This is a genomic window from Endozoicomonas sp. ONNA1 (assembly GCF_024606325.1).
In the GTDB taxonomy this organism is placed as follows: domain Bacteria; phylum Pseudomonadota; class Gammaproteobacteria; order Pseudomonadales; family Endozoicomonadaceae; genus Endozoicomonas_A.
In genome coordinates this window covers 35133-45565 of record NZ_JAHHPN010000725.1, presented here as the reverse complement: position 1 = coordinate 45565, position 10433 = coordinate 35133, and the positions used below count along the sequence as shown (strand labels likewise).

Annotated in this window: 9 protein-coding genes; 5 read left to right on the top strand and 4 right to left on the bottom strand. The window is 45.2% G+C overall.

Annotated features, from left to right (window positions below; genetic code table 11):
• Positions 1 to 64: 64 nt before the first annotated feature.
• From KDK19_RS17510 to KDK19_RS17495, 4 genes are read right to left on the bottom strand one after another with little or no spacing between them, the layout of a single operon-like run.
• A complete protein-coding gene (locus KDK19_RS17510) occupies positions 65 to 625 on the bottom strand; it encodes a PilX N-terminal domain-containing pilus assembly protein (protein ID WP_257288108.1) in 561 nt (186 codons plus the stop codon).
• A 10-nt stretch (positions 626 to 635) separates the two neighbouring features.
• Positions 636 to 1691 carry a PilW family protein gene (locus tag KDK19_RS17505; protein WP_257292467.1) on the bottom strand — a complete coding sequence of 352 codons (1056 nt, stop codon included), beginning with the start codon at positions 1689 to 1691 and terminating at the stop codon, positions 636 to 638.
• Complete coding sequence (gene pilV / locus KDK19_RS17500) at positions 1688 to 2197, bottom strand: type IV pilus modification protein PilV (protein ID WP_257274545.1); 510 nt, start codon at positions 2195 to 2197, stop codon at positions 1688 to 1690. The genes KDK19_RS17505 and pilV (KDK19_RS17500) overlap by 4 nt, the downstream gene beginning before the upstream one ends.
• Positions 2198 to 2225: 28 nt before the next feature.
• The gene (locus KDK19_RS17495) at positions 2226 to 2765 is read right to left on the bottom strand and encodes a GspH/FimT family pseudopilin (RefSeq protein ID WP_257274544.1); all 540 of its coding nucleotides are present in this window, start codon (positions 2763 to 2765) and stop codon (positions 2226 to 2228) included.
• Positions 2766 to 3105: 340 nt separating this feature from the next.
• Here KDK19_RS17495 and KDK19_RS17485 point away from each other — a divergent pair, with 340 nt between their 5' ends.
• The 5 genes from KDK19_RS17485 to KDK19_RS17465 are packed head-to-tail and all read left to right on the top strand — an operon-like array spanning position 3106 to position 10432.
• Positions 3106 to 3588 (top strand): GspH/FimT family pseudopilin, encoded by a 483-nt coding sequence (locus KDK19_RS17485; protein WP_306674515.1) that lies wholly within the window; start codon positions 3106 to 3108, stop codon positions 3586 to 3588.
• Complete coding sequence (pilV, locus tag KDK19_RS17480) at positions 3582 to 4100, top strand: type IV pilus modification protein PilV (RefSeq protein WP_257288104.1); 519 nt, start codon at positions 3582 to 3584, stop codon at positions 4098 to 4100. The genes KDK19_RS17485 and pilV (KDK19_RS17480) overlap by 7 nt, the downstream gene beginning before the upstream one ends.
• Positions 4097 to 5188: a PilW family protein gene (locus tag KDK19_RS17475; protein WP_257292466.1), complete on the top strand. Its 1092-nt coding sequence runs from the start codon at positions 4097 to 4099 to the stop codon at positions 5186 to 5188. Before pilV (KDK19_RS17480) ends, KDK19_RS17475 begins: the two co-directional genes overlap by 4 nt.
• A gap of 2 nt (positions 5189 to 5190) precedes the next feature.
• Entirely contained in the window at positions 5191 to 5649 is a 459-nt protein-coding gene (locus KDK19_RS17470) for a PilX N-terminal domain-containing pilus assembly protein (protein ID WP_257292465.1), read from the top strand.
• A gap of 13 nt (positions 5650 to 5662) precedes the next feature.
• Entirely contained in the window at positions 5663 to 10432 is a 4770-nt protein-coding gene (locus KDK19_RS17465; protein ID WP_257292464.1) for a PilC/PilY family type IV pilus protein, read from the top strand.
• Position 10433: the final 1 nt, after the last annotated feature.

Genomic DNA, 10433 nt, shown 5'->3' with positions numbered 1-10433 from the left:
CTCAATTTCTTGCAATCCTCGCTACGGACGCTTAAGTCCGACAGGCTGCTAGTCAATCTTCTTGCTAATCATTCTTCTTGTAAGTGGTCTGCAGCATGACCCGGGCATCTGTCGAGCCACCTGTTGCCAGTACGGTAATTCGATAAAACCGGGCCCAGTCACTAAAACTGGCCGGGTCGGGAATAGGGCCATCACTTTCCTTGGGTAGATAGCACCGGAACTCAACAATGTACTTGGCCTGAGCAGAAACTCCCTCCAGATTGATGACAGTTGTCCGATGCTTTGAAGACGTGGACCAGACAGACTCATCTTCCCATGGTCTGTCAGTGCTATTTTCGCAAGTTCCAACCTCGGTACTCTGGGTGCCATTGAAACAAAGCCCATTAATGCAGTCCGCATTAAAACTGGAAAGCGAAAGAATAGTATTGGCAACGTAATTTTCAGCTTCAAGCACGCCTACTTCGGCAGAGTGAAAGGCCAACTGTTCATTTCGGAAGTTACCGGTCATTTTCTCTTCCAGACTGGCCACCCTGATCGAAGTAATACCTGCTACTGTAATAATCAATAGCAGCACCAGACTAACCAGTAAAACACTACCCTGCTGGGACTCTATCGGACTCTTCATTGAGCGATCCTCACTGCGGAATTCGATTCCGCAACTCCATGGTGAACACAAAAGATCGGCGTAAAAAATTATCTGTGGGGGTTATTCGGTTTCCGGCAAAAAAATAGGACTGAGGTGTGTCCGTTACTTCCTGAAAACTTCTAACCAGTAATTCCATCCGGACACTGGTGACATTTTGCCAATCCAGACTGAATAACCCTATGTCTGAAGCCGTCCTGTACTGATTTGCAATGCCATCGGCGTCAGTGTCATAGCCATAACGCAGACTTAAGTCTTCTACACCTTCTAGAAGGGCTTCAGCTGAATTAATTGCGCCAGAGGCTGTTTCACCGGCAAACCTGCGATAGAGATTCGGAACACCATTGCTGTCCCTGAGGTAGTAAACGACAGACGACAGGGGAAAAACCTCTGAGCCGGTATGACTCTCGTCCCTGGCATCCGCAGCAGATGTCAGACAGTTATAGTTGCCACCCAACTGGCTGGTGCAGTTATACAAGTTGCCACTGGAAGCTGATTCGTGAGAGACCGTTGAGCCGGTGGTATTGGCTCCGGCGCTGAAAACAGAAACTCCCTGGCAGTCAGAGCGAACCGCAACCAGAAGATCCCCCTGATTAAAACTATGAGGTTCCGAAAGCGTCATTCTGGCTGTGCCGGTATTATGGCTGACAACATTCAGCCCGCTTTCCAGGTCAATCCTGTGTATGACAACACTCTCTGAAATAGCATTGCTATCGACTCTGGAATGATTAGCCACAGGAACACCCAGAATGCCCTTATCAAAGTGCGCCATCCAGGTGCGGTTATCCGTGTTGGTATATACTGCATTGGCAAGATCCGCACTGTGAGGACACCCTGTAGAACCAGCCATGCGAATATCCCTTGCGATCAGATCAATAGCAAAGCGGGCATTTTCCTGAATACGGGAGAGTTCATCCTGCAGCATGTAAGTACGATTGGCGGTCAAAAAAAGGTGTCCAATACCTGCGATAAGAAAAAGCCCCAGCAGCAGAGCGACCATCATCTCCACCAGCGATAACCCTGCCTGTCTTACCCTCTCTCCATTCATAATGCACTCCTCAACACCACTTCCCGTAAGGCTTGGGCACCACGGGAATCATTGAATTTCAGAGTGATGACATAAACACGACCTGAGGAAGTATCTTCCATGGCAATAGAGCCTGTGGCGTCTGGCAACTGACAGGCCATCTGGAATTTCCATTGCTGAACATCATAGGTAGCTAACTGAGACTCAGTGCAGGCTGAAGATTCACAACTATTAATAAAATCCTGAGTAGTACAACCAGCAGCAACATGCTCTAATTCCGTGGTAATGTAATCACTACCTGTGGCCGCGACTGTTTTATTGGCACGAATACGATCCATCATATCGTTAACAATAATGACAGCCTGGGAGCGGAGATAAGCCAACTGATTATGCTGAAGGCTTTTGGTTTGCAGGCCAGCCATGCCCAACACACCGACGGATATCACCAGCAGAGCCACCATAACCTCAATCAGGCTAACCCCATTTTGACGCAGTCGGTTGAGCAGGTTGCGTGTACTTCCTTTCATACGCACCTCAGTAGATTTCTCAGTCTAATCAGTTGCACGTTCCCGACTCTGACACCCTTGCTCTCCCGGTGAGACTCAGGACTATCTGCCTGACTTCAAAGCCACTCGAATTGGCTTCACAGAGAGTAAAAGTGCCTGCTTGTCGGGCTTGCCCATGATGGTTAAAACCCAGCGTATTGCCGTTATTCCACTGCATGGAAACCAGATTATCCGTTTTTTCAAAGACCCTGATTAACTGATCTCCCGAATCCAGAGCACCATCAGCATCTTCATCTTCAAACACCAGCCACCCTGTGCTCCAGTTCGTCAGTGAGTTATCACACCCTGACCCATTACTGGACTTGCAAATCGAAACAGGACTTCGTCGTTTAATAGCCTCACTTCGGGCCAGCAACATACTGCCGAACAGTGTCTGGGTATGTGCTGCGACACGACGATCTGCCAGCAAGTCTTTCAAAGAGGGAGCTGCAATAGCGATAAGAACTGCAAAAACAGACAGTGTTACCAGCATTTCAGGGAGCGTCATCCCTGCTTTGCTTATCCGCTTTTGAACCAGTCTGAACACCATAATCAGTTCTCTGCATCGCCACTTCAGGAAGAAGGTTTTTCATCGTTTTACTGCACTCTAGTTGTTCTTGATATCGAACCGTAGAAGTACCACTTAAGGGCCGGATAGTAAGACCACTTCAACCGACCAATGGCAAACACCACTTTATTTACCAGAATAAAAACCTGCGACACACAAGAAAAATACAATATTTATCGCAGCTCGTCCGGGCTAAATGCCGATTATCGATATCCACTGCCAACTGAAAAAACATTGTGATCAACTCTGGCATGCAACGTTGCAGTCCACGCTTTGCAACGTGCGAAAAGAAAAAAATAAATATAATAAGAATTACTTTCTAATGGATGTTCAGATTTCAACAACCGACTCAGGCTTTACCCTGATAGAGCTAATGGTGACAGTAGCCATCATCGCTATCGTCGCCAGTATTGCGATACCCAGCTATCAGAGCAGTATTCAAAACAGCCGAATTACCTCTAACTCCAACTCTGTACTTGCGGCTCTTCAATACGCCAGAAGCGAAGCTGCCTCCCGAAATATTCCTGTACAGGTCTGCGGATCCACCGATCAGACAAACTGTGACAACGCTGACTGGTCTGCCGGTTATATCATTCTCGAGACCAATACCAACACTGTGCTGAAAGTGTTTGAAGGCGTTACAGGAAATGTCATCACAGGAGGCGCAATCGTTGCATTTAATGACGAGGGTCATTCAACTAACAATACTCTCTCGGTTTGTGATTCACGCGGTAATAACTACGCAAATAGTATAACGATCAATGGTTCAGGACAGGTAAGGATTGGAGGGACTCCGTCGTGTTGAAGAAAGAAAAGGGCTTCACCATGATCGAAATAATGGTGGCAGTATTAGTTTTGGCCATCGGCCTTCTTGGCGTGGCAGGGTTACAGATACTGAGCATGCAATCTTCCAATGGAGCTTTAAATCGCAGCCAGGCCACGATGCTTGCTTATGACCTTGCCGAGCGGATGAGACGTAATCCTGGCACAGCTCTCAGTGACGGCTATTCAGACATTTCTATTGAAGCTGATGGTTCACAAAAGGCGGCTCCAAGCTCTCCAAATTGTATTTCTACCGGTTGTACCAATGCCCAGCTCGCAACACAGGATATCAGGGAGTGGCTTAACAATATCACCGATGTTCAAGGTATAGGGCTGAGCGGAAATGATTGGCAATCTGCTCTACCGGGAAGCACTGCCAGTCTGGTACGAAACGCTAATGAATTTACTCTGACTATTAACTGGACGGAAGCAGGTACTGATAATGGCAACAAGCAAGAGTTAAACAAGAGTTATGAGATGAGGTTTACATTATGACAACTATTCAGATGCCTCATCAGCAAACAGGTTTGGCTTTAGTAGAGTTAATCATTGCCTTAGCGTTAAGTGCAGTTCTGATGCTCGGCGTTACCAGAATGTTCGCAGACAGCGTTTCCAACAGTTCATCGGAAACGGCCCTTGCCCAGGTTCAAGATAGTGCTCGCATTGCCATGGAAGTCATCAAGAAAGACGTACGGATGGCCGGCTTTCAAGGCAATGCTCCAAGTTCCGTTGTACCAGAAGCCAATTCTCTGGTTGACCTTTCACAGCAGGCTGTGAGTATTGTTGCAGACACTACTGATGCTACAAACAGTGACACCCTTAGAGTACAGAGAGCTTTCGAAACCAGTAAATCAATGGACTTGAGCGATAGCAACGCAGGAAATGGAGTTGTAAGAGTTGTCAACTTTTATGACACTGCCAACGGCAACCAGTTACAGTTTGACCGGGCAATCTGTTATGACTCAGACGATATATTCTTGATCACTGATGGGCAAAAAGTTGCCACCTTTAAGCCCCAACAAGCTGCAGCATGCATCACAACCAATCCTGAAACCTCTAGTAATGAAAGAGTCACTCCAATCGGGGAGAACGACAACGGTATTAACTTATCAGTCTTTGCTATTCCTGATGATTGCTCGACAGCAACACTTGAATTTTGTCCTATTTTGTATCAACTGGGTTCTGCAAATGGAAGCACATATACAGTTCAAGACCGATTGGACTCAAGCAATAACCCATTAACAGCCACTGACGGAAATACTATTCCCGCTCTGTTCGTGAACGGGGATGAGATGGTAGAAGGGGTAGAGAACCTGCAGTTTCTCCTGGGCATTACGGATTCATCAGGAAACACTAAATATGCCGAAAGCTGTTCAGCAGCAGAGATTTCTTCTGGTGATTGTAATATTACTCATATAAAACTCAGTATGGTGGTCTCTTCAAGTTTCCCCGTCAGCTCACAGCAAAACAATCAGTCTTACCCCATCTTAAATATGCAGGCTGCCCAAAGTACATTTCAGCCCAATGACCGCAGGTTGAGAAGAGTATTTACTAGCACCATTCAGCTGAGAAATAGAGGCTAAACATGAATAAGACTAAACAAGATGGTGCGATCTTATTCGTCTCATTGATTATACTACTGCTGATTACCATCGTTGCTATAGGGAGTAGTCGCCTCTCAACAAACGGCCAGAGAATTTCATTTAACTATCAGCTGAAGAACTCAACCTTTCAGACTGCAGACAGCTCTTTGATTGAAGCTCAAGTCATGTTATCTGATAGCCCAATAGCATCAGAGCAAGCTAATGATTCTGGTGGATTTAGTTTAAGTTCAACGACAACCAATTCAGTTACTGGTCTGCAGATTCAGTCCAACACAAATACTGTTCGGACAGGTATTCTGGGGGGTAACTCCTTAAGTGCTGATGGTTCTGCACCAAAGGTTTACGTCTATACCACTGAAGCCACATCAGAACTTACCGCTCTGAATATCAGCACAGTGCTGGAAGAAGGCTTTATAAAGCCTGACGTCGTCTCAAACTAACAGGATGATAATAATGTTGTTTCGAAAAGGGCTAACAACGTTAGTCACCTCTTTATTATTAACAACCAGTACTCTGTCCTCTGCAGACGACACTGACATTTTTCTGAGTAATCCTAATTACGACAGCAGCATTAAGCCAAACGTCCTTTTTATACTGGATAACTCTGGCTCCATGGACTGGTCTCTAACTTATAATGATGATGCTGGCTATGGTGAGGACTCTCGTCTGGACGTGATGAAAGTTGCATTTTCTGACATTATGAGCAATGCATCTGATATCAATGCTGGCTTAATGAAACTTCATTCCAGATCCGGGGAGTCCAGCAGACTGACATTTCCCGTAAAAGATATCGACTCTCTCTATGGTTCAAATATTATTCTGGCTGGGACACCTGAAATTCTTGAGTCTTCTGATGATGCTGTGGAAGAGTCAACCAGTGGTAATGTCAACATAAGTTCACAGGAGCTAACTTTAGGCAGGTTTACCACACAAGCCATAAACAGTCATGAGAAAACCACTGAAATAGAAAATTACTATGATAATCCTGAGGGTTATGCGTCCGATAATTCAATGTTTTTCAGCTCCTTAGCCTACTCCTTCAGGGAGAATCAACTGAATGGTCTTTACTTTAGAAATTTAAATATACCTTCCAATGCGACCATAGAAGAAGCACATATAATTTTTAGAGGTTATGAAACGAGCCAGGAACCTCTCGAGATAAAAATAAATGCTCAGCTCTCAAAGAATCCAGAAGAGTTTTCCAGTTCACAGACTACTTTCGGTATTAGAACAAAAACATCTGAACACACACTATGGAGGCCAGGAGAATGGATTAGTGGAAACAATTATGAATCCGAAGATATTAAAGATGTGATTCAATCAATCCTTGATGAAAGCTCACTAAACTGGACTGCAAACGAAAAACTCAACAACCTCGCACTATTCTTAGAGGTTATTGATGGCCAGCCCGTTGATAGACACCTTGTAAAACTGCAGAATGGTAGCAGCTCCCCGAACGCTCCCAAGCTTTATATAAAATACTCTGCCCCTTCCAGAAATATCGATAATTTAACAGGCTTGCGCTTTCAATCCGTTGGTATTCCCAGCGGCTCTATAATTGATAGTGCAAAGATTGAGTTTACGTCGACAGAAAATCGCTCTGACAGTATTTCTCTGGATGTTTATGCCGGTAAGCCTACAGGCAGTAACAATACTCCATTTGCACAAAGTAATCAGAACCTCAGTAACAGAGGAAAATTTGGTCCAGTAGCCTGGACTCCTGGCCAATGGACTCAGGGAACTTCAGAAAACCCCAGTGTCTATGATGTGGATGTCAAATCATTACTCCAACAGGTAGTGAACGATAGCAACTGGTGCGGGAACGACAGCAGTACGTTCTATTTCCAAAGAAGCTCAGGTGATGGCAACCGAATGGCTCACAGCATTGATGGTAACGGCTCCAAAAAACCTCGACTTGTTGTCGAGTATACCCCCCCTGCAGATGGCAGTGGTTGTTTAACTGCAACACTTAATACTCGTATTAACGGTTCTGATCAGGATGCCTATGAGTGGCATTATGATGGAAACATGTACGTCCAATACAATGATATACGACTTGGTGGGAATCAGAGTACATACTCAAGCGGCGGACTGCATTACCCAAACCTTCCTCTGAAAAAAAATGCCACCATTCTTGAAGCTTATCTGGAACTGACTTCCGATGCTGACAGCTATGGCAACATGAACATCAGAATTCAAGCCGAAGACAAAGATACTTCTTCTGCGTTTACCAGTGGCTACAGAAATATAACGAAAAGAAACAGCCTAACTTCAGCATACGTTGACTGGGGTATAAACCAAAGCTGGAGTAAAGGGACAACCTACCGTTCACCTGATATCAAGAATATTATCAATGAAGTCATCAACCGAAATGGTTGGCGAGCAGGCAACAACCTGACTTTCATATTCAAAGCGACTGGAGGTGAACGCTATGTCAGGAGTTTTGATAGAAGCCCTTCCTATTCACCTAGACTGATTGTCAGAGTTGCCAGTGGAGGAATCGATAGTAGTGCAGGATACCGGGTAAAAGATCATCTGGTCTCCCTGGTTCAGAACATGTCAGCAGGTGGAGGAACTCCTATTGTTCCGAGTATGTATGACTCCGCCAAATATTATACAAGCAGCTTCGCAGGAAAGAGTTCCCCTATTATAAACGCCTGTCAGACTAACCACCTGGTATTACTTACAGATGGGCAAGCGAATAGTAATACCGACGCAGCAAAGAATGGTATTGCCAGTTTGACAGGACAGAGCTGCACAGCTGACGCCAGCAATGATGGTGAAAAGTGTGGCAGGACACTGGCAGACTGGATGGCAACCAATGACCTCAGCAGCTCTATTGAATCTGATAACGTAGTCACGACCCATACAATAGCCTTTGCAACTCAAACAGATCAGAATGCAAAAAAATTCATGGAAGATTTAGCGGCGGAAGGTAAGGGTAGCTATTTTGTTGCTTCTGATGCGAAGGAGCTGGCGGATGCTTTTAACGACATTGTCAACAGTATTCTTGATAACGAAAGTACATTTGCAGCACCTGGTGTAGCCGCAAATTCATTTAACCGTTCCGGACACCTCAACAAATTATATTATTCTATATTCAAACCTTCAGAGACCGATCGCTGGCAGGGCAACCTGAAAAAGTATCAATTGCTGGGAGATCCTGCTGAAATATATGATAACAGCTCAACGCCTAAGCCCGCCGTAGATACCTCTACAGGTTTTTTCAAAGAAGATGCGTTTAGTTTCTGGAGCACAAGTATTGACGGCGGTAAAGTCGAAAAGGGTGGTGTAAATGATATCCTCTCGGTTTCATCCTCCAATAGTAGTCATCGAAAAGTTTATACCTTTCTTGGTAGTAGTCCTGCAGGTGTAAATAGTGGCGCTCAAATCTTAACCAGCACTAATGCAGTCGTAGATACAAATAATTCGCTATCACCGACTCTGTTCGGACTAAGCGATAGTCAAACGACCGAAAGAGATGAGCTTATTAACTGGATCAGGGATCGTTCCAAAGGTATCGGAGACCCACTTCACTCCACACCTGCGTTGGTCAATTATAAATGTAAAAACTACTCTGCAAGTGCTCCTTTCAGCTGTGCAGAAAACCAGCTTGACCTCACCCTCTTCCTCGGTACAAATGATGGCATGTTCCACGCTGTTAATGCGCAGACAGGTGAAGAACTGTTTGCCTATATGCCAAAGGAATTACTTCCCAATGTCAGGCACTTAAATACCAATGGTTCTACTAATAGAACACCGGGTCATGGACGCCCTTACGGATTAGATGGTCATCTGGTTCTTTGGGCAAATGATGTGAATAAGAATGGCGTCATATATGGTGGAGCAGATACTGCAGATAAAGACAACGATGGTAACACTACAGAGGAGTTGAGTAAGACAACTCCAAATGATGGAGAGTTTGTTTACGCCTACGTAGGCATGAGAAGGGGAGGGAGAAATTACTATGCCTTGAATGTGACTGATACCGGCAATCCAAAAATGCTTTGGTACATTAATGGCGGTGTGGCCCCCTTCCAGCAATTAGGGCAATCCTGGTCAAGACCGGTTCGAACCAAGCTCAAAATTGGTGCTGATAGCAAGGACGTACTGATTTTCTCCGGGGGTTATGATGTCAACCAGGATTCTCAGGCTCTGTATTCACAAGACAGCATGGGAAATGCAATTTATATTGTCGATGCAAAAACCGGAGCTTTGATCTGGTCTGCCAGTCATTCAAGTGGACATACTCTCACCTTGAACAAAATGAAGTACAGTATTCCAGGTGGAGTGACGGTAGCGGATATCGATGGTGATGGATATGGCGACCAGCTCTTCTTTGCTGATACTGGAGGGCAAGTCTGGAGACTTTATATTAACAACTGCACAGCAGATTCAAATGGAAGTGTCAGTAACTGTGCCGTCCAAAGTCTCAGTGACAAACAACATCTCATATGGGCTGCAGATGATGATGGAGGCGGCTTCTCAGACAGTGATGATGGCGTCATTGCATACATCGGCTATTCGAATGATATGACAGCGACTCAGAAGAAGATAAATGCAAGAAAATTCTTCACTCGCCCAGACATCTCTGACCTGGCTCTGAACGGTAAAAGGCAACTTGCAATCAGCATTGGCTCAGGATTGCGTCCAGATCCTCTGGGTCTACTCAATAGTGATGTTCAAGATAGATTTTACATGCTGGTTTCACCAAAACTGGCAAACCCCACCGTCGATACTGCCAACAGAAGTAGCAAGGCTGTACCTCCTCACACGACAATCAAGCACAATGTCGGTACTCTTGCCAATTTCACTCCAGACAGCAATGGCAATGCCAGCACTGCGGAAATAGCCAAGTTCGGGGCAACCAATAACTACGGCTGGTTTATGAACATGAGAAATGACGAGAAGGTCATGAGTGATCCCGCGATCTACTCTTCTCAGATTTATTTCAATACTTACATACCCTCTGCACAAGCATCTAACACCTGCTCAGCTGTTGCAGGAGAAGCCTGGAGCTGGCAAGTAAACCTGACTGGTAAACTGGTTGAAAGAGACGAAATTGAAACTAATGGCATTGTGGGCAACTCAGTCTTTGTCAGACTTGCTTCAAACGCTGATGGCAGCGGGACAAAAGAGGATTACATTATCAGGGGACTTGATCCTGAAAAACTGAATTCAGGAAGCCCGGAAGGTAACACTTACTGGATACAAAAGAAATAAT